Raw genomic sequence first — 23285 nt, 5'->3', positions numbered from 1 at the left:
GCCTCTCGATCCGCTCTTCTGCGGGTGACACTCCAGGAATCCCGACTCGTCGTCGACGAGATCGGCGGGCTTCCCGGACGGGGCGCGTGGGTGCATCCGACGCGCGATTGTGTGCAGCTGGCGCTGAAGCGCCGTGCATTCGTACGAGCACTGCGCGCATCGAGTCCGCTCGATGCGCAGACTCTCGAGGAATGGCTGAACAGCTATGGAAATCAAGTGAACGGCTCGAAATGAGACCCGTCCGCCTCTAGAGGTCTGCCCTGTCCGGGCAGGCCGCCCAGACAGGAGAATTGTGGCTAAACCACGCGTACATGAGATCGCCGCCGAGCTCGGCGTCGACAGCAAGACCGCACTCGCGAAGCTCAAGGAGCTCGGCGAGTTCGTGAAGAGCCCCTCGTCGACCGTCGAGCCGCCCGTCGCCCGCAAGCTGCGGGCCGCGTTCGCGGACGAGGCCGGCGCGAAGCCCGCCGACAAGGCCGCCGCCCCGAAGCCGGGCGCGCGCTCGTCGGCTCCCACGCCCGGGCGCCCCGGCGCGCCCAAGCCCGGTCCGCGCTCGTCGGCTCCGAAGCCCGGCGCCTCCGCGCCCGCCGAGAAGCCGGCCCCGTCGCGCTCCGGCGCGCCGAAGCCCGGTGCGGCGAAGCCCGCGTCGCGTGCGCCGAAGCCCGGCGCCTCCGCGCCGCAGACTCCCTCGAACGCGCCCCAGCCCGGCGGTCAACCGTCGGCTCCCGCCTCCGGCTCGGCCGCGCCGAAGCCCGGTCCGTCCTCCGCGCCGAAGCCCGGCGGGGCGCGTCCCGGCAACAACCCGTTCGCGTCGCAGCAGGGCATGGGCAAGCGCCCGGCCGGCCCGCGCCCGGGCAACAACCCGTTCTCGTCGCAGCAGGGCATGGGGCAGCGCCCCACGCCCGGCAACATCCCCCGTCCCCCCAAGCCGCAGGCGCCGCGTCCCGGTGCCCCGAAGCCGGGTCGTCCCGGCGGCGGTCGCGGCGGTCGTCCCGGACAGGGCGGTCGTCCCGGCGGCGGCGGAGCGCCGTTCCAGCAGCGTCCCGGCGGCGCCGGCGGCGGCATGCGTCCCGGCGGCGGGTTCGGCGGTCGTCCCGGCCCCGGTGGTCGTCGCGGCGGCACGGCCGGTGCGTTCGGAAAGGGGGGCGGCAAGTCCAAGCAGCGCAAGTCGCGCAGGGCGAAGCGCCAGGAATTCGAGATGCGGTCGGCGCCCGTCGTCGGCGGCGTCAAGGTCCCCCAGGGCGACGGCAGCACGGTCATCCGCATGCGTCGCGGCGCATCGATCGCCGACTTCGCGGAGAAGATCGAGCAGCTCAGGGGCGTTCCGGTTCCTCCCGGCAACCTCGTGACGGTGCTCTTCCACCTCGGCGAGATGGCGACGGCGACGGAGTCGCTCGACGAGTCGACGTTCGAGCTGCTGGGCGCCGAGATCGGCTACAAGATCGAGATCGTCTCGCCCGAGGACGAGGACAAGGAGCTCCTCGAGAGCTTCGGCCTCAACCTCGAGCAGGAGGAGCTCGACGAGGACGACGAGGACCTGGAGATCCGTCCGCCCGTCGTGACCGTCATGGGCCACGTCGATCACGGTAAGACCCGTCTGCTCGACGCGATCCGCAAGACGAACGTGACCGAGGGCGAGGCCGGCGGCATCACCCAGCACATCGGCGCGTACCAGATCTGGACCGAGCACGAGGGCCACGAGCGCGCGCTGACGTTCATCGACACCCCGGGTCACGAGGCCTTCACGGCCATGCGCGCCCGCGGTGCCGAGGTCACCGACATCGCGATCCTCGTGGTCGCCGCCGACGACGGCATCATGCCGCAGACGGTGGAGGCCCTGAACCACGCGCAGGCGGCCGACGTGCCGATCGTCGTCGCGGTCAACAAGGTCGACAAGCCCGAGGCGAACCCGCAGCGGGTGCGCTCGCAGCTGACCGAGTACGGGCTGATCGCCGAGGAGTTCGGCGGCGACGTCATGTTCGTCGACGTGTCCGCTCGCCAGAGCACCGGCATCCAGGATCTGCTCGACGCGGTCCTCCTCACGGCCGACGCGGGTCTCGACCTGCGTGCGAACCCGAACAAGGAGGCGCGCGGCGTCGCGATCGAGGCGAAGCTCGACAAGGGCCGCGGATCCGTCACGACCGTCCTCGTGCAGGGCGGAACGCTGCGGGTCGGCGACCCGATCGTCGCGGGCACGGCCTTCGGCCGCGTGCGCGCCATGATCGACGAGCACGGCGACAAGGTGCAGGAGGCGGCTCCGTCGCGTCCCGTCCAGGTGCAGGGCCTCAACTCGGTCCCGCGCGCGGGCGACCTGTTCCTCGTCACCGAGGACGACCGCACGGCGCGTCAGATCGCCGAGAAGCGCGAGGCCGTCGAGCGCAACGCCCAGCTGGCCAAGGCCCGCAAGCGCATGTCGCTCGAGGACTTCACCAAGGCCCTCGAGGAGGGCAAGGTCGAGTCGCTCAACCTCATCATCAAGGGCGACGTCTCGGGTGCCGTCGAGGCGCTCGAGGAGTCGCTGCTCAAGATCGAGGTCGACGACAGCGTGCAGCTGCGGATCATCCACCGCGGCGTGGGCGCGATCACCGAGAGCGACATCAACCTCGCGACGATCGACAACGCGATCGTCCTGGGCTTCAACGTGCGACCCGACACGAAGGCGCGGGAGGCGGCCTCCCGCGAGGGCGTCGACGTGCGCTTCTACAACGTCATCTACAACGCGATCGACGATGTCGAGGCGTCGCTGAAGGGCATGCTCAAGCCGGAGTTCGAAGAGGCCCAGGCGGGCCTCGCCGAGATCCGCGAGGTGTTCCGGTCGTCGAAGGTCGGCAACATCGCCGGTGTGCTCGTCAAGAGCGGCACGATCACGCGCAACGCCAAGGCGCGCGTCATCCGCGACGGCGTCGTGCTGGCCGATGGCCTCGCCATCGAGTCGCTGCGTCGCTTCAAGGACGACGTCACGGAGGTCAAGACCGACTTCGAGGCCGGCATCGGCCTCGGGAAGTTCAACGACATCCAGATCGGCGACGAGATCGAGACCATCGAGATGGTCGAGAAGCCCCGAGCCTGACAGAATCGGTCGTCAGACGAGCGACCGGATGGCGAGACGCCCGTGACCGCGGTTGCGGGCGTCTCGCCTCTCCGGGCCTCGCTCCGACGACCTCGCAGAAGGAGGACCCCATGGCTGGTTTCGAGCGTCAGGCGCGCGTCGCCGATCGCATCCGCGTGATCCTGTCGGAGCGCCTGCAGAAGGGGCTGCGCGATCCGCGGCTCGGCTTCGTGACGATCACCGACGTGCGCGTCACGGGCGACCTGCAGAACGCGTCGGTCTTCTACACGGTCTACGGCACGGACGAGGAGCGCGCGGGCACCGCGGCGGCTCTCCGCGCCGCGACGGGGCTGCTGCGCAGCGAGGTGGGTCGCCAGCTCAACACGCGCCTCACCCCGACGCTGGAGTTCATCCCGGACGCGCTGCCCGAGGAGGCGTCGCACCTCACGGAGCTGCTCCGCGAGGCGCAGGAGCGCGACGCGCAGGTCGCGGGCCTCGCCCAGGGCGCCGCGTACGCAGGCGACGAGGACCCGTATCGGCACGACGACGAAGACGACTGACCCGCGAGACGAGGCGCCCCGGAGAGCTCTGCTCTCCGGGGCGCCTCGTCGTCCTCCTACCGCGGCAGCGCCACGAGGTCGCCGTCCGAGACGATCAGGCCGTCGTCGAACAGCGAGGCGAGCGCGCGGTCCCTCTGGCCGCGGTCCGGCCAGTCGGCGAGCAGCGCGTCCTGGGGGAGCGACGAGGGGGAGGCGTCGCGCAGGGCCCGGAGGACCCGCCCGCGCGCCTGCCGGTCGCTTCCCTCGTACCTCGCCTGCTTGCGGCGGGTGTCCGGCGACGAGGGCGACCCGGCGGCCACCCAGGCGCAGCGGTCGCGGATCGGGCAGCCGCCGCACCGCGGGGCGCGCGCCGTGCAGACGACCTGCCCGAGCTCCATCGCCGCCGCGTTCATCGTCGCGGCGTCGACGGGATCCGCGGGCAGGAGCGCCTCCATCGCCGCCAGGTCGCGCCGGTGGGCGGCCGCGGGGTGCTCGACCCCGTCGACGGCGCGGGCGATGACGCGGCGCGTGTTGGTGTCGACCACCGGGTGGCGGTCGCCGTACGCGAACACCGCGACGGCGCGCGCGGTGTAGTCGCCGATGCCCGTCAGCGCGAGAAGCGCGTCCACGTCGCGCGGCACGACGCCTCCGTGCCGGTCGCGGATCTCGCAGGCCGCGCGGTGCAGCCAGAGGGCGCGGCGGGGATAGCCGAGGTTCGCCCACTGCAGCACCGCGTCCCCCGGGGCGGCGTCCGCGAGAGCGGTCGGGGTGGGCCAGCGCGCGAGCCACGCCTCGAGCAGGGGGATGACGCGCGCGACGGGTGTCTGCTGCAGCATGAACTCGCTCACGAGCGTCCCCCACGCGCCGAAGTCCGGACGCCGCCACGGCAGATCGCGGGCGTTCTCGCGGTACCAGGGCACGAGCGCGTCGGCGAGGGAGGAGGGCATCCCTCGATTCTAGGTTCGTCGGATCGTGACCGAATGGTTGGGAAATCGGAGCGAATCGTGATCGTCCCGTTTCATTCGGCGCGTAACGTCCACAGACGGCGCTTCCATCGACGCGCATGCGCTTCCGGGCCGCGCACCGCGGCGACGACGAGAGGGGATCATGGTCTCGACCGACGCTCGACGCCTCCGCGGGCGCACGGCGATCGCGGCGGCGGGGATCGCCGTCCTGCTGACGCTCGCCGGCTGCGCGCCCGAGGCGGACGACGTCCCCGCTCCACAGGCCTCGTCCCCGAACGCGACGCCCGATGCGACGGCCTCCCCGCAGTCGGAGCCGTCTCGTTCGGATGATCCCGCCGATCCCGGCACCTGGGTCGTCACCGACCGCGGCATCGGCCCGGTCGACGTGGGCGAGGACTACGAGACCGTCCTCGAGGAGGTGCGCGGCGCCGGCATCGGCCCGCTCGGCCCGCAGTGCGAGGGCGTCGCCTACGCCGCGAGCGAGGACAACACGTACGACGTGCAGATCGTCGACGATCGCGACGCGTCGTCCGACGGGGTCGTCGAGGTGAGCGCCCACTGGAACGGCGACGTGATGGGCGTCGGCCCGCGCACCCCGGAGGGGCTCGGGCTCGGCTCGACGAAGGCCGAGGTGCGGTCGGTCTACGAGGACGCGACCGAGCGGGCCTCCCAGATCGACGGCAGGTCGTTCGTCGTGCGCGGAGAGGGCGAGGCGCGGATCGTGTTCGAGTACGTCGACGGGAACGAGGGCGCCGTCGGCGTCGCCGTGATCGCGAGGGCGGCCTCCGAGCCGGCCTACGAGCCCTGCGCCTGAGCGGCCGGTCGCCGCATCGGCACGTGCGGGATGCCGTCCTCGAGGAACTCGTCGCCGCACGGCGCGAAGCCGAAGCGCCCGTACCAGTCGGCGAGGGGCGCCTGCGCGTCGAGCACGATCTCGCGCCCGGCGGCCTCCGCGAGCGCGCGCCGCATGAGCGCCGCGGCCGCCCCGCCGCCGCGGACGCGGGGATGCGCGACGACGCGGCCGATGCGCAGCGCGGTCCCGTCGTCGAGCAGCCGCAGGGTCGCCGCGACGCCCGAGGCGTCCTCGATCCAGAGCTGACGGGCGTCCGGCTCGAGGTCGCGGCCGTCCAGCTCGGGGTAGGCGCACGCCTGCTCGACGACGAACACGTCCACGCGCAGGCGCAGGATCCCGTAGAGCGTCTCGGCGGGGATCTCGGCGAGGGGCGCGACGCGCACCCGCGGATCTTCGGAGGATTCCGGCATCGCACCAGAATAGGCTGGCCACCATGGCCGACTCCGGGATCCTGCTCGTCGACAAGCCGCAGGGCATCACGAGCCACGACGTCGTCGCCCGCTCCCGCCGCGCGAGGGGGACCCGCAAGATCGGGCACGCGGGCACCCTCGACCCGATGGCGACGGGCCTGCTCGTCGTGGGCGTCGAGCAGGCGACCCGCCTGCTGACCTTCCTCGTCGGGCTCGACAAGACCTACCGGGCGGTCATCCGCCTCGGCGAGACGACATCCACCGACGACGCCGACGGCGAGAGCACAGGGCGCCCGGGGGCGGAGGGTGCCGACGAGGCCGCGATCCGCGCGGGCGTCGCGCGGCTGACCGGAGCGATCTCGCAGGTGCCGAGCGCCGTCTCGGCGATCAAGGTCGACGGGCGCCGCGCCTACGACCGCGTCCGCGCCGGGGAGGAGGTCGAGCTCGCGGCGCGCGATGTCGTCGTCTCGCGCTTCGACGTCCTCGAGGTGCGGCCGCAGGGGGATCTCGTCGACGTCGACGTCGTCGTCGACTGCTCGTCCGGCACGTACATCCGCGCGCTCGCCCGCGATCTCGGGCAGACGCTGGGCTGCGGCGGGCACCTCACCGCGCTGCGGCGCACGCGCGTCGGGCCCTTCGGCGTCGAGGGCGCCTGGGACGTCGACGCGCTCGCGGAGGCGGAGCTCGCGACGCCCGCCGAGGTGGCCGCGCAGGTGCTGGGGCGTCTCGACGTCCCCGCGGACGTCGCGCGCGACCTGCGCCACGGCAAGCGCGTCGACGCGCCCGACCCCTTCGACGGGCGCCGCGCGGCGATCGATCCCGACGGCGCGCTCATCGGCGTCGTCGAGCGCCGCGGATCCTCCATGAAGAGCATCATGAACATGCCGGAGCCCCAGGAGGGGAGCGCCCGATGATCCTCTGGTTCACGATCGCCCAGGTCGCCGTCGCGGTTCTCGCCGGAGTCGCCTGCCTCGTCATCGGGCTGTCCGGGCGTCGCCCCGGCGACGTCTCCGTCGGGTCGCTCGTGCTCGTCGAGCTGCTGCTCGTCGCCCAGGTCGTCGTCGCGATCGTCGCGCCGTTCGTCGGCAACGGCCCCACAGGCAGCCTCCTCGAGTTCTGGACCTACCTCGTCTCCGCCCTGCTGCTGCCCGCCGGCGGCGTGATCTGGGCGTTCATCGACCGGGGGCGCTGGAGCGTGGTCGTCATGGGCGTGCTGGCGCTCGCCGTCGCCGTCATGGTCTACCGGATGCACGTCATCTGGACGATCCAGATCGCCTGAGCACGCAGGCTCCGTCGATAGAATCGGTGACGCTATGTCTGAACCCGCGCGCAGCCGTCGCATGACCGGCATCGGAACCGTCCTCGTCTTCCTCTACGGCGTCATGGCGCTCGCGGCGACGGGGCGATCCTTCGTGCAGATCGCCGAGCGCTTCTCGGACGCCCCGATCCCGTACGCGCTCAGCGCGGCCGCGGCCGTCGTCTACATCCTCGCGACCCTCGCCCTCCTGTTCTCGAAGAGCGCCGCCTGGTACCGGATCGCGTGGGTCGCCGTGTGCTTCGAGCTCGCGGGCGTGCTCGTCGTCGGAACGCTCAGCTGGGCGGTCCCCGACGTGTTCCACTCCGAGGAGGCGACCGTCTGGTCGCTGTACGGCAGCGGCTACGTGTGGATCCCGCTCGTGCTGCCCTTCCTCGGAATCTGGTGGCTGGCGACGCACCGTCCGGCCGCCGCGCGGCCCGCGGCGGAGCACGCGGCATGATCGTCTTCCGCGACGTCGCGGAGATCCCCACAGGCTTCGGCCCCTCGGTCGTCGCGATCGGCAAGTTCGACGGGCTGCACGCGGGGCACCGCACGATCATCGATCGGCTCATGGTCGACGCGGCGGGCACCGACGCGCGCACCGCCGTGGTCACGTTCGATCGCCATCCGCTCGCCACGATCGCCCCCGACTCCTGCCCCGAGGCGCTCGTCGGGGTCGAGCAGAAGCTCGACCTGCTCGCTTCCACGGGCCTCGACGCGACGCTGCTGCTCGCCTTCGACGCCGAACTCGCCCAGGTCCCGGCGGAGGAGTTCGTGCGCCGCCACCTCGTCGCCGGCCTCCGCACGCAGCGCGTGCTCATCGGCGAGGACTTCCGGTTCGGCCGCGGAGGAGAGGGCGACGCGGCGCTGCTCGAGCGCATGGGAGCCGCCTGCGGGTTCGCCGTCGAGGTGGTCCAGGACGTCGCGAGCGCGGGGCTGCCCGACGGGGAGGCGGGGCGGCGCGTCTCGTCCAGCTGGATCCGCGAGCTCATCTCCGCGGGCGACGTCGAGCGGGCCGCGAAGCTGCTGGGCCGACCGCACGCCGTGCGGGGGGAGGTCGTGCGCGGCCTCCGGCGCGGGCGCGAGCTCGGCTTCCCGACCGCCAACCTCGCGCGCGATGCGACGGGGCTCGTGCCCGCGGACGGCATCTACGCCGGGTGGCTCGTCGAGCGCCTGCCCGCGGGCGAGCTGGGCGGGGGATCCCGCTATCCGGCCGCGATCTCGGTGGGCACGAACCCGACCTTCGACGACGTGCCCGAGCGGGTCGTCGAGGCACACGTCCTCGATCGCGACGACCTCGATCTGTACGGGGTCGTCGTCGACGTCGAGTTCGAGGCGCGGATCCGCGGGATGGTCGCCTTCACGGGCATCGACGACCTGAAGACGCAGATCGCGGACGACGTCGCCGTCGCCCGCGATCTGCTGAGGAGCCGCTCGGGTCAGTAGCTCGAGGAGTCCTCGGCGCCCGTCGCCGCCTCTCCCGCGGCGCGGCGGCGCGCCTCGCCGAGGATCGTCGCGGCCGCGCTCGTGCCGAGGCGCGTCGCGCCCGCGTCGAGCATCGCGATCGCGGCGTCGAGGCCGCGCACGCCTCCGGAGGCCTTCACCTGCACGGCGGGGGAGACCGACGCCCGCATGAGCTCGACGTGCGGCACCGTCGCGCCGCCGCCCGCGAAGCCCGTCGAGGTCTTCACGAAGTCGGCGCCGCCCTGCTCGACGAGGCGCGATCCGCGCGCGATCTGCTCGTCGTCGAGCAGGCTCGTCTCGAGGATCACCTTCGCGATGCTCCCGTCCGCCGCGTCGACGACGCCGCGGATGTCGTCGACGACCCGCGCGTCCTCTCCTCCGATGAGGCCGCCGATGTGCACGACCATGTCGAACTCGACCGCGCCGTCGGCGGCGGCCTGCCGCACCTCCGCCGCCTTCGCGGCGGTCGAGGTCGTGCCGTGCGGGAAGCCGATGACCGTTCCCACCGCGACGCCCGTCCCGTCGAGGCGGCGGACGGCGTAGGCCACGTCGCTCGGGCGCACGCAGACGCTGAACACCCCCCACTCGGCCGCGATGTCGAGCTCGCGGTCGACGTCGGATCGGGTGAACTCGGGCTTGAGGATCGCGTGATCGATGGTCGACGCGATGGACTTCTCGGTGTGCTCGGCTGCCATGCCACCCAGGCTACTCGCGAGGTTCCCGCGCGACCCCTGCGGATGTCCCGGACACGCCGGGGGAATGGCGTAGACTGTGCGGGTCACCACGCGACGCATCGAGCGCCGGCCTCTCCGGCGCGCGGGTCCCGCTCGGCTCCCGCCGCGTCCGCGATCACGACCTCACCGCCCGGCGGCTCCTCGAGTCCCGGGAGACCAGGCTCAGGAGGAGCATGCCGACCACGGCACCCGCGCGACAGCGCAAGAAGTCCTCGTCCGCACGCCGCGACGACGAGGCGCCGATCATCCCGATCCTCGCCCGCAAGGTGCGCGAGGTGGAGGCGAAGGCGCAGAAGAACAAGCTCGGCCCCACGAACCGGGTCAAGTTCCAGGTCATCGCCTTCCTCGTGCGCGAGGAGCGCGCCCGCGTGAAGGCCGACGAGGCGCTGAGCGACGCCGCGCGCGCCGAGCTGCTCAAGAGGCTCGACGGCGTCGCGACGATCCTCGCCAAGACGGCGGCACGCGACACCTCCCTCATCCAGCTGCTCGAGGCCGACCAGGCCACGAGCCCCGTCGCACGGCGCATGCGCCGCGACTGGCTGCTCGACGCGGGTGTGCAGCTCGCCCCCGACGAGCTCGTGATCGACGACGTCAAGCCCGCGGCCGCCGAGCCGGTCGTGCCCGCCGTCGCCGCGGAGCGCGCGGTCCGCCCGCCGCAGGTCGACGCGCGCATCGAGTCGAACCCCTTCCTCGCTCCCGACCTCTCCCACGCGCACCCGGACGAGACGCCTCGTCGCCGGCTCGACGGGTGGGAGCTCATGGGCCCGCTCTACAAGGCCTTCGCGCTTGGCGCGGGCGGCGGATCCGCGGTCATGCCGCTTCCCCCCGTGCCGGAGTTCGACCGGGTCTCGCCTCGCGGGCTCGAGGTCATGCCGCACCAGTCGCGCTTCCTCGAGGCGGTGCGCGAGGGCCACCGCCGCTTCCTGCTCGCCGACGAGCCGGGACTCGGCAAGACCGCGCAGTCGGTCCTCGCCGCCTCGGTCGCCGACGCCTACCCGCTCGTCGTGGTCGTCCCGAACGTCGTCAAGATGAACTGGGCGCGCGAGGTGGAGCGGTGGACGCCGCAGCGCCGCGCCGCCGTGATCACGGGAGACGGCGCCGACCTCGACGCCTTCGCCGACGTGTTCATCGTCAACTACGAGATCCTCGACCGCCACCTCGGCTGGCTCGCCGAGATCGGGCTGAGGGGCATGGTCGTCGACGAGGCGCACTTCATCAAGAACCTCACCTCGCAGCGCTCGCAGAACGTGCTCGCCCTCGGTCAGAGGGTGCGCGAGACGACGCCGGGCGGCGACCCGCTGCTGCTCGCGCTCACAGGAACGCCGCTCATCAACGACGTCGAGGACTTCGACGCGATCTGGCGCTTCCTCGGGTGGGCCGACGGCGTCAAGCCGGGGCCTGATCTCATGGAGAGGCTCGACGCGACGGGCTTCACGCCCGCCGACAAGGGGTTCTATCCCGCCGCGCGCCAGGCCGTCATCGACATGGGCATCGTGCGCCGGCGGAAGAAGGACGTCGCCCGCGACCTCCCGGACAAGCTCGTCGCCGACATGCCCGTCGAGCTCGACGACGAGTTCGGCCGGTCGATCGCGCAGGCCGAGCGGGAGCTCGCCCGCCGTCTCGCCGACCGCTACCGCCGCATCCTCGCCGCTCGCGGCGATCGCGGCCTCGAGCCCGGTGAGATCGACGACGACATCGTGCGCCTCGTGGCGGTCGGGGAGCTCGAGGAGTCGCGTTCGGCGGGCGCCGACGGCGACAACGTGTTCTCGATGGTGCGCCGCATCGGCCAGGGCAAGGCCCAGCTCGCCGCCGACTACGCCGCTCAGCTGCAGCGCTCCGTGGGGAAGGTCGTCTTCTTCGCGAAGCACGTCGACGTCATGGACACCGCGGAGGCGCACTTCGCGCAGTCCGGGATCCGCGCCGTCTCGATCCGCGGCGAGCAGTCCTCGACCGCGAGGCAGAAGGCCATCGACGCGTTCAACGACGACCCCGAGGTCGGCGTCATCGTCTGCTCGCTCACCGCGGCGGGCGTCGGTGTCAACCTGCAGGCCGCGTCGAACGTCGTGCTCGCGGAGCTGAGCTGGACGGCGGCGGAGCAGACGCAGGCGATCGACCGCGTGCACCGCATCGGACAGGACGAACCCGTCACCGCGTGGCGGATCATCGCCGCGCACACGATCGACACCCGCATCGCCGAGCTCATCGACCGCAAGGAGGGGCTCGCGCTGCGTGCTCTGGACGGCGAGCAGACGGGCGACGACGCGGTCGAGTCGGTGCAGCTCGCGGCGCTCTCGTCGCTGCTGCGCGACGAGCTGGCCCGCTGATCGCCGGACGCCACGCCCGGACGCGTCGCGATGCGGTGCGCCCCGACCCGGAAGGCCCTAGTCTCGAACATATGAAGATCGGCATCCTCACCTCGGGCGGAGACTGCCCCGGACTCAACGCCGTCATCCGCGGCGCCGTGCTCAAGGGCACGCGCAAGCACGACATCGACTTCGTCGGCATCCGCGACGGATGGCGCGGGCTCGTCGACGGCGACTTCTTCGAGCTCGAGCGCCGTCACGTGAAGGGCCTCTCGAAGGTCGGCGGCACGATCCTCGGCACGAGCCGCACCAACCCGTACGAGGGGGAGCGCGGCGGCGCCGAGAACATCAAGAAGACCCTGTGGGGGCACAAGCTCGACGGCATCATCGCGATCGGCGGCGAGGGCACCCTCGCGGCGGCGAACCGCCTGTGGCACGACGGGATCCCCGTGGTCGGCGTGCCCAAGACGATCGACAACGACCTGCGCGCGACCGACTACTCGTTCGGCTTCGACACGGCCGTCAACATCGCGACCGAGGCGATGGACCGCCTCCGCACGACGGGCGACTCCCACCAGCGCTGCATGGTCGCCGAGGTCATGGGGCGGCACGTGGGCTGGATCGCCCTGCACTCCGGCATGGCGGCGGGCGCCCACATCATCTGCATCCCCGAGGTCCCGCTCGACCCCGAGGAGATCTTCGAGCACGTCGAGGCGGCCGCCGAGCGCGGCCGCGCCCCGCTCGTCGTCGTGGCGGAGGGCTTCAAGCTGAAGGGCCAGGAGGAGGCCTACAGCGACAAGGGCCTCGACGCGTTCAACCGTCCGCGCCTCGGCGGTATCGGCGAGGTGCTCGCCCCGCTCATCGAGAAGGCGACGGGCATCGAGACCCGCTCCACCGTGCTCGGTCACATCCAGCGCGGCGGATCCCCGTCGGCGTTCGACCGCGTGCTCGCGACGCGCCTCGGCCTGCAGGCGGCCGACGCGGTCGTCGACGGCGCGTGGGGGCAGATGGTCGCGATGCGCGGCACCGACATCGAGCGCGTGTCGTTCGACGAGGCGCTCGGCGAGCTCAACGAGGTGCCGCTCGCCCGCTATGAGGAGGCCGCGGCTCTCTTCGGCTGAGCGCGAGCGCACGGGGCGTCGGCGGCGGGGAGACCCGCCGCCGACGCCTTCGTCATCACCCCGTGCGTGTCTCATCTCGTGTCGGTATCGCTCCTGTATTTCCGCACTTCGGGAGACACGGGGCGTGGGAGGACCGAATCGTGTCTCACGTGTTGTCAGATCGGCTCCTGCTTTCCGACAACAGGTGAGACACCATCGACCCGCATCGTTGCCGGGCGCGGCTGTGTTCCCCGGACCCCTCCGGTCAGGCGTGTCTCGAATAGTGCGGGAAACATGTCCTCCTTCCCGCATCTCGTGAGACATGGTGCGGGGAGGATCGTGAGCGTGTCTCGCCTTCTGCGGGAATAACGACTGCTGAGCGGCCGATCGCGAGACATGGCTCGGGCGGGGCGATCAGCCTCTCCAACCGCGCGAGAGCAGCGCGTCGCGGATCAGGCCGCAGGCGACAGCGGGATCCGGACGGAGATGGTGGTCGAGAATCCGCACGAGGCGCCACCCCTCACGTCGAACCGCCTCCCACCGGTCGGCATCGTGCGCGAACTGCCGAGGATCCGTCGCATGCTGTCGTCCGTCGTACTCGACGGCCACGCGGTAGCGGGGATACGACATGTCGAAGCGCGCGACGAAGACGCCGCCGTCGGCGAGCAGAACCTCGTTGAGAAGCGGCTCCGGCAGGCCCGATCGCAGAATCGCGAGACGGAGCTCCGTCTCGCGAGGAGACTCAGCGCCGTCGCGTATGAGGGGAAGCGCTGAGTCGAGGATCCGTCCCCTCATGTCGCCCATGTCGTCGACTTCGCGGGCCAGGTCTTCCCAGGCGCAGATCGCATGACGGCGGGAGATGAGGTGATCGCCGGCGGCGATGAGAGAGTCTCGAGGCCAGAGATAGCCTGCCTGACGCCAGGCGCGGGCCGGATCCTCGACGGCGAAGCCTGCCGGATGCTCTCGGCACGCGAGATCGCGACGCTGAAGACGGTGCCCGATGATCCCGCGGGTGCGGGGCGCGGCAGCCGGTCGATGCACCGCGACGTGCAGCGGGATCGGAGCGAGAAGAGGCGGCACCGGACAGCCGTAGAGCGCGAGGGCTGTCGTATGACTGTAGAACTGCCCGGGCGCGAGGAGAGGAGCGAACTCCCGGCAGGCGGAGACGATGTCGTCGGCCGGCGCATCGGAGAGCGTGCGGAGGCCGCGATAGGGCGCGCGCAGGTCGCGAGCCCGGAGCCGGTGAACGGGAACCCCGTGGGCACGGGCCTCGGATGTTCGGAACGGGCCCTCGCCAAGCGGGGGAGGAAGGGGCGTCGGCGTGCGCATGCCCCTCAGCCTCGTGGTCGCGTCTGGCGTATGCGGACGGAAGCCCCGGGAATGGGGACGGATCGGCGGGATCGTCCGACGTGGACACGGAGTCGGTGCTCGAGACGGAGTGGCCCGCGTAACGGGGCGTGTCTCGACTGAGGCGGGATCACATCCGCTCATCCCGCAGATGGTGGGACACGGTGTGGGGGAGAGCGCAGGCGTGTCTCGATAGGTGCGGGAATGCCGGGCCCATTCCCGCCCGAATCGAGACACGCACTGCGGGAGGCGGAGAGCTCGCTGTCTGCGGGCGGCGCGGCAGCGAGCATGTCTCAACTGGCGCGGGAAAGGAGCGGCGGTTCCCGCACGTCTCGGGACACGGTGTGAGGAACAGCGCAGGCATGTCTCGATTCGGGCGGGAAAGCTGAGCCCATTCCCGCCCGAATCGAGACATGCGCCGCCGGAGGCGGGATCAGGCGATGGCTCTCGTCATTCCTCGATGCCGAGCACGTCGAGGATCCAGGCGAGCTGGTAAGCGCGCTCGCGCCACGCGTTGTAGCGCCCGCTGACGCCGCCGTGCCCCGCGGTCATCTCGCACTTCAGCAGCGCGTCGACGCCCGCGTCGCGCAGGCGTTGCACCCACTTGGCGGGCTCGACGTAGAACACGCGGGTGTCGTTGAGCGAGGTCATCGCGAGGATCCGCGGATACCGCACGCCGTCCCGCACGTTCTCGTACGGCGTGTACGACTTCATGTACGCGTACACGTCGGGGTCGTGCAGCGGGTCGCCCCACTCCTCCCACTCGATGACGGTGAGCGGGAGCGACGGGTCGAGGATCGTCGTGAGCGCGTCGACGAACGGCACGTCGGCGAGGATCCCCCCGAACAGCTCCGGCGCGAGGTTCGCGACGGCGCCCATCAGCAGGCCGCCCGCGGATCCGCCCTCCGCGACGATCCGTGCGGGCGTCGTGTACCCCTCGTCCACGAGGAAGCGGGCGACGTCGACGAAGTCGCCGAACGTGCTGCGCTTGTTCGCGAGCTTCCCGCCCTCGTACCAGGCGCGCCCCATCTCTCCGCCGCCGCGCACGTGGGCGACGGCGAACACGACGCCGCGGTCGAGGAGCGACAGCCGCGCGGTCGAGAACGCCGGGTCGATCGAGTGCTCGTAGGCCCCGTAGCCGTAGAGGTGCACGGGCCGGGGCACCTCGCCTGGCTCGCCGAACGAGCGCTTCCAGACGAGGGAGACGGGGATCAGGGTGCCGTCGGCGGCGGGCACCCAGAGGCGCTCCTGCCCGTAGTCGGCGGGGGAGTAGCCGCCGAGCACGCTGGCCCGCTTGCGGCGGTGCAGCTCGCCCGTCGCGACGTCGTAGTCGTACACCGTGCCCGGGGTCGTGAAGGACCCGTAGTGCAGGCGCACGGTCGGCTGGGTCCACTCGGGGTTGCCGGCTGCGCCCGCCGAGAAGAGGGGCTCGTCGAAGGCGATCTCCCGCAGCTCGTGGGTCGCGTAGTCGAGGATCCCGATGCGCGGGATCCCTCCCTGGCGGAACTCGACGATCGCGAAGTCGCGCAGGCAGTCGACGTCCTCCAGCCGCACGCCGTCCTCGGCCGGGATCACCGTCTCCGGCTCGGCGGAGGGATCGTCGGCAGGCAGGCGCACGAGCTCGAAGTCGGGGGCGTTCGCGTTGTGCAGCACGTAGAGCCAGTCGCGCCCGTCGATCACCGCGTGGTCGACGGAGTACTCCACGCGGTCCTCGCGGGAGAACACCGAGATCGAGTCGACGTCCTCGCCCGCGTACAGCCGGGGCACGTCGGCCGCGGCGATGAGCGTCACCTCGCTCGTGGTGTTCGACCCCGACGCGATCTCGAGGAACCGGTCGCTGCGGGTGTATCCGGCCCCCGCCCAGAACGCCTCGTCGGGCTCGTGGAAGATCTCCACGTCGTGCTCGCGCGTCGCGTCGCCGACGCGGTGCAGCCACACCCGGTCGGGACGCCAGGCGTCGTCGACGGTCGAGTACAGGATGAACGCCCCGTCGGGGGTGAACTGCGCGCCGGCTCCGACGCCCTCCAGGAGGTCCGGCAGCTGCTCGCCCGTGGCGATGTCGCGCACGCGCACCGTGTAGCGCTCGTCGCCGCGCACGTCGGCGCCCCACAGCAGGCGCGCGCCGTCGGTCGTGACGCTGAACGCGCCGAGCGAGAAGAACTCCTCGCCCTCCGCCTCGACGTTCGCGTCGAACAGCACCTGCTCGCCCGGCACCTCGTCGTCGGGGGAGAGGCGCGGCGGGGTCCAGTCGTCGGGGCCGCTGAGGGGAGCGCGGCAGTTGAGGCCGTACTGCCGGTCCTTGACGGATCGGCCGTAGTACCACCAGTCGCCGCGGCGCACAGGCACCGACAGGTCGGTCTCGCGCACGCGGCCGCGGATCTCCTCGAAGAGCCTCTCGCGCAGCGGCTCGAGCGGGGCGAGCACCGCGTCGGCGTGGGCGTTCTCGGCCTCGAGGTGGGCGATGACGTCGGGCGACTCGCGATCGCGCAGCCACTCGTACGGATCCTCGAACGCGTCGCCGTGATGGGTGCGGGTCACGGGGATCCGCTGAGCGCGGGGAGCGGGCGGGACGGGGGACGAACGGAGATGCTCGGAGGTCACCGCTCCACGCTAGTCGGCCGGGCGGGAGGGGACGCGGTGCGGCGCGGAGCGGGCGGCGAACTCGGCCGCGGGCGGGTACCGTGGCCCCATGCAGTACGGCCAGCACCCGGCGGCGGCGCGCACCATCGTCCACCTCAGCGACACCCACCTGCTCGCGGCGGGGGCTCTGATCGGCGGCGCGTGGGACGCGACCGCCGGCCTCGACCGTCTGCTGGCGCGGCTCGAGCGGCTCGGATCCGCCGACGCGATCGTCGTGACGGGGGATCTCACGGACCTGGGCGAGCCCGACGCATACCGGGCGCTCGCCGCCGCCGTGGAGCCGGTCGCGGAACGGCTCGGGGCGCGGCTGATCTGGGTCGCGGGCAACCACGACGAGCGGCCGGCGATGCGCGCGGAGCTGCTCGGGCTCTCGGCCGACGAGCGGCCGATCACGAGCGTGGCGGACCTCGACGGGCTCCGCATCATCGCGCTCGACTCGACCGTCCCCGGCTGGCATCACGGCGAGATCGGCGACGAGCAGCTCGCCTGGCTGGGATCCGAGCTCGCGCGGCCCGCGCCGCTCGGCACGATCCTCGCCCTGCATCACCCGCCGTTGCCCAGCCACGTGCCGATGTTCGACATCCTCGAGCTGCGCGACCAGCGCTCGCTCGCCGAGGTCGTCCGCGGGTCGGACGTGCGGGCGATCCTCGCCGGGCACCTGCACTACGCGATGACGGGATCCTTCGCGGGCGCGCCGACGTTCGTCGCGTCGGCGAGCTGCTACTCGATGGACGTCGTCCGTCCGCCCCGCGAGGTGAACGGGATGGACGCGGGGCAGTCGTTCCATCTCGTGCACGTGCACGACGACCAGGTGACGGCGACCGTCGTGCCGGTGGAGGCCGCCGACCCGGCGGAGTTCTTCACGCCGGAGTGGTACGCGGCGCTCGACGCGATGACGCCGGACGAGCGGCTCGCGGCCTTCTCCCGCAAGCGCCGGTGAGCCGGGAGCGGCTTCCCCGGTTCCGGGCATAGCCTGGGAGCCATGACATCCGCGACGACGCGTATCGAGACAGATTCCCTCGGCAGTCGGGAGATCCCCGCCGAAGCCTACTGGGGCATCCACACCCTCCGAGCCCGTGAGAACTTCGACATCACGAAGCGCCCCATCTCCGTCTATCCCGAGCTCGTGACGGCGCTCGCCATGGTCAAGCAGGCCGCGGCGCGCGCGAACCGGGAGCTGGGCGTGCTCGACGCCGATCGCGCGGACCTCATCGACCGCGCGGCTCAGCGCGTGATCGACGGGGAGTTCCACGACGAGTTCTGCGTGGGCGTCATCCAGGGCGGCGCGGGCACCTCGACGAACATGTGCGCGAACGAGGTCATCACGAACATCGCGCTCGAGATGGCGGGCAGGGAGAAGGGCGACTACGACTACCTCTCCCCGAACGACCACACCAACCGGTCGCAGTCGACGAACGACGTCTACCCGACGGCGCTCAAGATCGGCATCCTCCTCGTGCACGTGTCGGCCCTCGACGCCCTCGACGACCTGCGCCATGCCTTCGCGCGCAAGGGCGAGGAGTTCCAGGACGTCCTCAAGGTGGGCCGCACGCAGCTGCAGGACGCCGTGCCGATGACCCTCGGACAGGAGTTCGGCGGCTTCGCCACGTCCCTCGGGCAGGACTGGCACCGGCAGAGCGACAACTCGAAGCTGCTGCTCGAGATCAACATGGGCGCGACGGCGATCGGCACGGGCATCACCGTGCCCCCGGGGTACGCCGAGGCGGTGCGGGCGCATCTCGCCGACATCTCGGGGCTCCCGCTGCGCACGGCGAACGACCTCATCGAGGCGACGAGCGACACGGGCGCGTTCATGTCGTTCTCGGGCGCGATCAAGCGCACCGCGATCAAGCTCTCGAAGATCTGCAACGACCTGCGCCTGCTGTCGTCCGGCCCGCAGGCCGGCCTCGGCGAGATCAACCTGCCCGCCCAGCAGGCGGGGTCGAGCATCATGCCCGGCAAGGTCAACCCGGTGATCCCGGAGGCGGTCAACCAGGTCGCGTTCGCCGTGGCGGGATCCGACACGACCGTCACGATGGCGGTCGAGGCGGGGCAGCTGCAGCTCAACGCGTTCGAGCCGGTCATCGCCCACTCGCTGTTCCAGTCGATCACGTGGATGCGCCAGGCGATGATCATGCTGCGCGTGCACTGCGTCGAGGGCATCACGGCCAACACCGAGCGGCTCGGCGCGATGGTCGGATCGAGCGTGGGCGTCATCACCGCGCTCACCCCGTTCATCGGCTACTCGGCGGCCGCGGCGCTCGCCAAGACGGCGCTGCTGACGAATCGCAACGTCGCCGATCTCGTGGTCGAGGCGGGGCTTATGGACCGCGCCGAGGTCGAGAAGCAGCTGCGCCCGCAGCGCCTGTCGGGGCTGGAGCCGATCACCACGGCGATCCCGATCATCTCGCCGGAGGACCTGCCGTAGGAGCCCGCGCAGACGAGAGGGCGCCGCATCCGTCGGATGCGGCGCCCTCTCGCATTCCGCGGGTCAGTCGGTCGTCGCGCAGCGCGTCGTGAGCTCGCCGATCCCGTCCACGGCGACCGTCACGGTGGATCCGTCGCGCAGCAGGATCTGCGGGTCGCGCGAGTAGCCGGATCCGCCGGGGGAGCCGGTGGGGATGAGGGTGCCTGGCATGAGGGTGATGCCGCGCGACAGGTGGGCGATGAGCGTCGCGACGCTGCGCACCATCTGGCCGGTGGACGCGTCCTGGACGATCTGGTCGTCGACGCGGGTCCAGATGTGGAGGCTCTGGGGGTCGGGGATCTCGTCGCGGGTGACGACGAACGGGCCGACGGGGGTGAAGCCGTCGAGCGACTTGCAGCGGCACCACTGCGCTTCGGAGTACTGGATGTCGCGCGCCGAGATGTCGTTGACGACCGTGTAGCCGAAGACGTGGTCGAGCGCGGAGGCCTCGTCGACGTCCTTCGCCGGACGGCCGATGACGACGCCCAGCTCGGCCTCGTAGTCGACAGACGCGGTCTGCGCGCGCGACCAGGTGGTCGTGCCCCCGTGGCCCGCGAGGGAGTTGGGCCAGAGCGTGAACACCGTGGGGGTGTCGTCGGTCTTGAGGCTCAGCTCGCCCGAGTGCGCGGCGTAGTTGAGGCCGACCGCCATGATCGCGGGGGGCGTCATGACCGCGGGGGAGAAGACGACGTCGGCGAGGGGCGTGCGGGGGCCGGCGTACGCGCTCGCCGCGGCCCGCACGGCGTCCAGCGCCTCGTCTCCGCCGGCGATGAGCTGCTCGAGCCGGGTGGCTCCTCCGTCCACGAGCACGGAGACGGGGACGGCGCCGTCCTCGGAGACCTCGACGAGGGTCGGGCCGGCGGCATCGGGGAGCGTGACGTGTGCGAAGCGCATGGTCCCCACCCTACCGGCGGGAGGGGCCCGCGCCCGGGGGCGTGCGCGCTCGCCGCGTAGGATCTCGGATCATGGCCCCTGGACACGAGAACCCGCTTGTCGGATCCGCGTACCCGACCGTGTTCGCGCAGCCTGAGCGGATGCTGCCGGACCGGATCGCGCCGGCTCCCGCCGCCGAGCCGCACCTCCCCGTCGCCCCTCCTCCCGCGGATCTCGCGCGCTCGGGGCGCACGGTGTGGCCGTGGCTGTGGTTCGTCATCGGGATCACCGCGGTGAGCGTCGTGGCCTACTTCCTGTGGTTCATCGGACCGGCGGGGTCGACGGTGGGGTTCGCGCTCGCCCTCGCGCCCTTCGTGCTCGTCGTCCTGGCGCTGCTGTGGCTCGACCGGTGGGAGCCGGAGCCGCGCGGCCTGCTCGTGTTCGCGTGCCTGTGGGGCGCCAGCGTGTCGATCATCGGCACGCTCGTCGTCAGCTTCCTCGTCGCCGTCGTCTCCCCGGCGCTCGCCGAGAGCACGGTGTTCGGATCGGTCGTGCAGGCTCCCGTCATCGAGGAGCTCCTGAAGTGCGCCGGACTGCTCGTGCTGAGCGTCATGGGGCGGCGGGCGATCGACGGCCCGCTCGACGGGGTCGTGTACGGCGCGCTCATCGGCGCGGGCTTCGCGTTCGTCGAGAACATCCAGTACTTCGCGGTCGCGCTGATCGAGGGCGGGGCCGTCGATCTCGGGGTCACGTTCGTGATGCGCGGCATGATGTCGCCGTTCTCGCACATCATCTTCACGGGCGCGTGCGGGTTCCTCATGGGGCTCGCGGTGCGCAGGGGCCGCAGCGTCTTCGGGTTCTGGGCGGCGGGCCTCGTCGTCGCGATGGCGCTGCACGCGTTCTGGAACGGATCGACCGAGTTCGCGAACTTCCTCGTCGTCTACGTGCTGCTGCAGGTGCCGATGTTCGCCCTGCTCGTCGTCGGCGCGATCTCGCTGCGCCGCGAGGAGATGCGCGTGCGGCGTCGGCGCCTCGAGGACTACGTCTCCGCCGGCTGGTTCTCGCGGCAGGAGGCGGATCTCCTCTCGACCCGGCAGGGGGCGAAGGCGGGGCTTTCCTGGGCACGGGGCGTGCCGGGCGGTCCGCAGCTCATGCGCTCTTTCATCCACGACGGCGCGCGCCTCGCGGGCGCCCGCCAGCGCGTGGTGTCGGGGCGGGACCCCCGCGCATCGGACGACGAGCGCGTGCTCCTCACGCGCATGATGGCGACTCGCCAGCAGCTCCTCGCGCAGATCGTCCGCCCGGCGCACTGAGGCCGGGCGCCCCGGAACCGCCAGCCGGGACGAGGAGCGCGCCCTCCGCCCCTTCGAGGTGCGCACGCTCCGCATCGCGCGCGTCTGACGCGGCCGACCCGGCTCTTCGCGCGACCCCCTTGACAGGGCGGATCCGCTGTCGCATCCTTATCCGCACAGATCAGCCCCCGACGGCTCTCAGGCAGTGCCGAGGCCCGGGGGCTGATCGCCGTCTCGGGCCTATGCGTTTCGTGGCAACGCGCGTCGCGGCTTTGACGGGCGGCTCCGAGTCCGGGTTGGATGGAGTCATGACTGCAGACCGCACGAAGCCCGAGTTCGACGCCCCCGACGGGCCGGCCCCGGCCGAGCTCGAGATCCGCGACATCATCGTCGGCGAAGGCGCCGAGGCGTCCCCCGGCGCGACCGTCACGATCCACTACGCGGGTGTCGAGTACGACACCGGCGAGGAGTTCGACTCGTCCTGGAACCGCGGCGAGCCCGCGCAGTTCCCGCTCGGCATGCTCATCAAGGGCTGGCAGGAGGGCATCCCCGGCATGAAGGTCGGCGGGCGCCGCCAGCTGACGATCCCGCCCGAGCTCGCCTACGGTCCCGCCGGCGCGGGGCACTTCCTCAGCGGGAAGACGCTCATCTTCATCATCGACCTCATCGACGCCGCCTGACGCAGGCGTCGACGTGACAGGGCCCCGGGAATCTCTCGGGGCCCTTTCGCGTTCCGTCTCCTAACAGGATGCACTTGAATACATTCACCTGCATGATTAGCCTGGAGCCGTCACCGCGAACGCGGCCTCGACGCCACATCAGCAAGGAGCTCTCATGACCATCGACATCCCCGGATACCGTCCCGGCACCTACGTTCTCGACGCGGCCCACAGCGAGGTCGGCTTCGAGGTCCGCCACATGATGATCTCGAAGGTCCGCGGTCAGTTCGCGGTCAAGGAGGCGACGATCGTGCTGCCCGAGAACCCGCTCGAGGCGACCGTGACGGCGACCGCCGACGTCGCGTCGATCGACACGGGCGACGAGGGGCGCGACGCGCACCTGCGCAGCGCCGACTTCTTCGACGCCGAGAACCACCCCACGATCTCCTTCCGCTCCACCGGCGTGCGCGAGGCGTCCGGCGGCTTCGTCGTCGACGGCGACCTCGAGATCAAGGGCGTGACGCGCCCCGTGACCTTCGATCTGGAGCTCGGCGGCTTCGGCGTCGACCCGTGGGGCAACTACAAGGCCGGCGCGACCGGGACGACGACGATCGACCGCGAGCAGTTCGGCCTGACCTGGAACGCCGCGCTCGAGACGGGCGGCGTGCTCGTCGGCAAGGACGTGAAGATCACGCTCGACCTGCAGGGCGCCCTTCAGGCCTGACGTCCCGAATGGGCGGATCCCGCTCGATGGGGTAAGCTTTCCTGGTTGCCGTCAGATCGGCCGCGGAGAAAGAGAGCTCGCACATCCTGTGACGGGCGCCGCGCAACAAGAGGAAGGGGATCGGTTCTATGGCACTCGAAGCTAGCGTCAAGAAGGCGATCATCGAAGAGTACGCGACGCACCCCGGTGACACCGGTTCCCCCGAGGTGCAGGTCGCGATGCTGTCGCAGCGCATCAAGGACCTCACGGAGCACCTCAAGGAGCACAAGCACGACCACCACTCGCGTCGTGGCCTGTTCCTGCTCGTCGGTCAGCGCCGCCGCCTGCTCGGCTACCTCCAGAAGACCGACATCTCGCGCTACCGCGCGCTGATCGAGCGTCTCGGACTCCGCCGCTAAGCACGCAGACAGCAGAGCGCACCAGCGTTCAATCGTCTTCTCGAAAGCCCCGTTCCCTCCGCCGGATCATTCCGGAGGGGACGGGGCTTTCGCCGTCCCCGCGGAGCCGGCATCGGCGCGGGAGGTGGAGTGCGCGTCGCCGGAATCGTCGGGGCCGTGCCCGCCGTCGTG

22 protein-coding genes are annotated in these 23285 nt (G+C 71.6%); 16 read left to right on the top strand and 6 right to left on the bottom strand.

All coding sequences use genetic code 11. The features are described 5' to 3' along the window. Positions 1-24: 24 nt before the first annotated feature. From NHL53_RS07895 to rbfA, 3 genes are all read left to right on the top strand, one after another. Positions 25-234 (top strand): YlxR family protein, encoded by a 210-nt coding sequence (locus NHL53_RS07895; protein WP_433776310.1) that lies wholly within the window; start codon positions 25-27, stop codon positions 232-234. A 58-nt stretch (positions 235-292) separates the two neighbouring features. Beyond that, positions 293-3070 carry a translation initiation factor IF-2 gene (infB, locus tag NHL53_RS07890; RefSeq protein WP_433776309.1) on the top strand — a complete coding sequence of 926 codons (2778 nt, stop codon included), beginning with the start codon at positions 293-295 and terminating at the stop codon, positions 3068-3070. Positions 3071-3180: 110 nt separating this feature from the next. Next, positions 3181-3609 (top strand): 30S ribosome-binding factor RbfA, encoded by a 429-nt coding sequence (rbfA, locus tag NHL53_RS07885; RefSeq protein ID WP_433776308.1) that lies wholly within the window; start codon positions 3181-3183, stop codon positions 3607-3609. A 56-nt stretch (positions 3610-3665) separates the two neighbouring features. Here rbfA and NHL53_RS07880 read toward each other — a convergent pair whose 3' ends face one another. Then, the gene (locus NHL53_RS07880; RefSeq protein ID WP_433776307.1) at positions 3666-4535 is read right to left on the bottom strand and encodes an A/G-specific adenine glycosylase; all 870 of its coding nucleotides are present in this window, start codon (positions 4533-4535) and stop codon (positions 3666-3668) included. A 160-nt stretch (positions 4536-4695) separates the two neighbouring features. On the opposite strand from NHL53_RS07880, the gene NHL53_RS07875 reads away from it, so the two are divergent. Continuing rightward, on the top strand, positions 4696-5367 hold the full coding sequence (locus NHL53_RS07875) for a hypothetical protein (protein WP_433776306.1): 672 nt from the start codon (positions 4696-4698) through the stop codon (positions 5365-5367). Here the strand turns inward: NHL53_RS07875 and NHL53_RS07870 are convergent. Next, positions 5349-5816: a GNAT family N-acetyltransferase gene (locus NHL53_RS07870; protein WP_433776305.1), complete on the bottom strand. Its 468-nt coding sequence runs from the start codon at positions 5814-5816 to the stop codon at positions 5349-5351. The genes NHL53_RS07875 and NHL53_RS07870 overlap by 19 nt on opposite strands. Positions 5817-5839: 23 nt before the next feature. Here NHL53_RS07870 and truB point away from each other — a divergent pair, with 23 nt between their 5' ends. From truB to NHL53_RS07850, 4 genes are read left to right on the top strand one after another with little or no spacing between them, the layout of a single operon-like run. Next, positions 5840-6730, top strand: a complete 891-nt coding sequence (gene truB / locus NHL53_RS07865; RefSeq protein WP_433776304.1) for a tRNA pseudouridine(55) synthase TruB — start codon at positions 5840-5842, stop codon at positions 6728-6730. Beyond that, entirely contained in the window at positions 6727-7095 is a 369-nt protein-coding gene (locus NHL53_RS07860; RefSeq protein ID WP_433776303.1) for a hypothetical protein, read from the top strand. The genes truB and NHL53_RS07860 overlap by 4 nt, the downstream gene beginning before the upstream one ends. 34 nt (positions 7096-7129) lie before the next feature. Further along, positions 7130-7573, top strand: coding sequence for a hypothetical protein (locus tag NHL53_RS07855; RefSeq protein ID WP_433776302.1), 444 nt, complete (start codon positions 7130-7132; stop codon positions 7571-7573). Next, on the top strand, positions 7570-8559 hold the full coding sequence (locus NHL53_RS07850) for a bifunctional riboflavin kinase/FAD synthetase (protein ID WP_433776301.1): 990 nt from the start codon (positions 7570-7572) through the stop codon (positions 8557-8559). Before NHL53_RS07855 ends, NHL53_RS07850 begins: the two co-directional genes overlap by 4 nt. On the opposite strand, the gene deoC is transcribed toward NHL53_RS07850, so the two are convergent. Beyond that, a complete protein-coding gene (gene deoC / locus NHL53_RS07845) occupies positions 8553-9272 on the bottom strand; it encodes a deoxyribose-phosphate aldolase (protein ID WP_433776300.1) in 720 nt (239 codons plus the stop codon). The genes NHL53_RS07850 and deoC overlap by 7 nt on opposite strands. Positions 9273-9484: 212 nt before the next feature. Between deoC and NHL53_RS07840 the strand changes: the two genes are divergently transcribed. After that, positions 9485-11635 (top strand): DEAD/DEAH box helicase, encoded by a 2151-nt coding sequence (locus tag NHL53_RS07840; RefSeq protein WP_433776299.1) that lies wholly within the window; start codon positions 9485-9487, stop codon positions 11633-11635. A 71-nt stretch (positions 11636-11706) separates the two neighbouring features. Then, complete coding sequence (locus NHL53_RS07835) at positions 11707-12735, top strand: 6-phosphofructokinase (RefSeq protein ID WP_433776298.1); 1029 nt, start codon at positions 11707-11709, stop codon at positions 12733-12735. 393 nt (positions 12736-13128) lie between these two features. Here the strand turns inward: NHL53_RS07835 and NHL53_RS07830 are convergent, their stop codons facing one another. Then, positions 13129-13518, bottom strand: a complete 390-nt coding sequence (locus NHL53_RS07830; RefSeq protein WP_433776297.1) for a DUF559 domain-containing protein — start codon at positions 13516-13518, stop codon at positions 13129-13131. A gap of 993 nt (positions 13519-14511) precedes the next feature. Continuing rightward, positions 14512-16662, bottom strand: coding sequence for a S9 family peptidase (locus NHL53_RS07825; protein WP_433776296.1), 2151 nt, complete (start codon positions 16660-16662; stop codon positions 14512-14514). Between the two features lie 88 nt (positions 16663-16750). On the opposite strand from NHL53_RS07825, the gene NHL53_RS07820 reads away from it, so the two are divergent. Continuing rightward, positions 16751-17641 carry a metallophosphoesterase gene (locus NHL53_RS07820; RefSeq protein WP_433776295.1) on the top strand — a complete coding sequence of 297 codons (891 nt, stop codon included), beginning with the start codon at positions 16751-16753 and terminating at the stop codon, positions 17639-17641. 42 nt (positions 17642-17683) lie between these two features. Then, the gene (locus NHL53_RS07815; protein ID WP_433776294.1) at positions 17684-19129 is read left to right on the top strand and encodes an aspartate ammonia-lyase; all 1446 of its coding nucleotides are present in this window, start codon (positions 17684-17686) and stop codon (positions 19127-19129) included. A 63-nt stretch (positions 19130-19192) separates the two neighbouring features. Here the strand turns inward: NHL53_RS07815 and NHL53_RS07810 are convergent, their stop codons facing one another. Further along, a complete protein-coding gene (locus tag NHL53_RS07810; protein WP_433776293.1) occupies positions 19193-20062 on the bottom strand; it encodes a fumarylacetoacetate hydrolase family protein in 870 nt (289 codons plus the stop codon). Between the two features lie 71 nt (positions 20063-20133). Between NHL53_RS07810 and NHL53_RS07805 the strand changes: the two genes are divergently transcribed. The 4 genes from NHL53_RS07805 (at position 20134) to rpsO (ending at position 23114) form a co-directional block, all read left to right on the top strand. Then, positions 20134-21354 (top strand): PrsW family glutamic-type intramembrane protease, encoded by a 1221-nt coding sequence (locus NHL53_RS07805; protein ID WP_433776292.1) that lies wholly within the window; start codon positions 20134-20136, stop codon positions 21352-21354. A 287-nt stretch (positions 21355-21641) separates the two neighbouring features. Beyond that, on the top strand, positions 21642-22013 hold the full coding sequence (locus NHL53_RS07800) for an FKBP-type peptidyl-prolyl cis-trans isomerase (protein WP_433776291.1): 372 nt from the start codon (positions 21642-21644) through the stop codon (positions 22011-22013). A 154-nt stretch (positions 22014-22167) separates the two neighbouring features. Continuing rightward, complete coding sequence (locus tag NHL53_RS07795) at positions 22168-22716, top strand: YceI family protein (protein WP_433776290.1); 549 nt, start codon at positions 22168-22170, stop codon at positions 22714-22716. 128 nt (positions 22717-22844) lie between these two features. Continuing rightward, entirely contained in the window at positions 22845-23114 is a 270-nt protein-coding gene (gene rpsO, locus NHL53_RS07790) for a 30S ribosomal protein S15 (RefSeq protein WP_433776289.1), read from the top strand. Positions 23115-23285 lie beyond the last annotated feature (171 nt).

It is taken from the genome of Microbacterium sp. gxy059 (genome assembly GCF_050958665.1).
Taxonomy (GTDB): Bacteria; Actinomycetota; Actinomycetes; order Actinomycetales; family Microbacteriaceae; genus Microbacterium.
This window is presented reverse-complemented; position numbering and strand designations above follow the sequence as displayed.

Excerpts from the sequence above, each read along its gene's own strand:
- rbfA (WP_433776308.1), top strand. The coding sequence starts at position 3,181 with ATGGCTGGTTTCGAGCGTCAGGCGCGCGTCGCCGATCGCATCCGCGTG.
- NHL53_RS07880 (WP_433776307.1), bottom strand. The coding sequence starts at position 4,535 with ATGCCCTCCTCCCTCGCCGACGCGCTCGTGCCCTGGTACCGCGAGAAC.
- NHL53_RS07875 (WP_433776306.1), top strand. The coding sequence starts at position 4,696 with ATGGTCTCGACCGACGCTCGACGCCTCCGCGGGCGCACGGCGATCGCG.
- NHL53_RS07870 (WP_433776305.1), bottom strand. The coding sequence starts at position 5,816 with ATGCCGGAATCCTCCGAAGATCCGCGGGTGCGCGTCGCGCCCCTCGCC.
- truB (WP_433776304.1), top strand. The coding sequence starts at position 5,840 with ATGGCCGACTCCGGGATCCTGCTCGTCGACAAGCCGCAGGGCATCACG.
- NHL53_RS07860 (WP_433776303.1), top strand. The coding sequence starts at position 6,727 with ATGATCCTCTGGTTCACGATCGCCCAGGTCGCCGTCGCGGTTCTCGCC.
- NHL53_RS07855 (WP_433776302.1), top strand. The coding sequence starts at position 7,130 with ATGTCTGAACCCGCGCGCAGCCGTCGCATGACCGGCATCGGAACCGTC.
- NHL53_RS07850 (WP_433776301.1), top strand. The coding sequence starts at position 7,570 with ATGATCGTCTTCCGCGACGTCGCGGAGATCCCCACAGGCTTCGGCCCC.
- deoC (WP_433776300.1), bottom strand. The coding sequence starts at position 9,272 with ATGGCAGCCGAGCACACCGAGAAGTCCATCGCGTCGACCATCGATCAC.
- NHL53_RS07840 (WP_433776299.1), top strand. The coding sequence starts at position 9,485 with ATGCCGACCACGGCACCCGCGCGACAGCGCAAGAAGTCCTCGTCCGCA.
- NHL53_RS07835 (WP_433776298.1), top strand. The coding sequence starts at position 11,707 with ATGAAGATCGGCATCCTCACCTCGGGCGGAGACTGCCCCGGACTCAAC.
- NHL53_RS07830 (WP_433776297.1), bottom strand. The coding sequence starts at position 13,518 with ATGGGCGACATGAGGGGACGGATCCTCGACTCAGCGCTTCCCCTCATA.
- NHL53_RS07820 (WP_433776295.1), top strand. The coding sequence starts at position 16,751 with ATGCAGTACGGCCAGCACCCGGCGGCGGCGCGCACCATCGTCCACCTC.
- NHL53_RS07815 (WP_433776294.1), top strand. The coding sequence starts at position 17,684 with ATGACATCCGCGACGACGCGTATCGAGACAGATTCCCTCGGCAGTCGG.
- NHL53_RS07810 (WP_433776293.1), bottom strand. The coding sequence starts at position 20,062 with ATGCGCTTCGCACACGTCACGCTCCCCGATGCCGCCGGCCCGACCCTC.
- NHL53_RS07805 (WP_433776292.1), top strand. The coding sequence starts at position 20,134 with ATGGCCCCTGGACACGAGAACCCGCTTGTCGGATCCGCGTACCCGACC.
- NHL53_RS07800 (WP_433776291.1), top strand. The coding sequence starts at position 21,642 with ATGACTGCAGACCGCACGAAGCCCGAGTTCGACGCCCCCGACGGGCCG.
- NHL53_RS07795 (WP_433776290.1), top strand. The coding sequence starts at position 22,168 with ATGACCATCGACATCCCCGGATACCGTCCCGGCACCTACGTTCTCGAC.
- rpsO (WP_433776289.1), top strand. The coding sequence starts at position 22,845 with ATGGCACTCGAAGCTAGCGTCAAGAAGGCGATCATCGAAGAGTACGCG.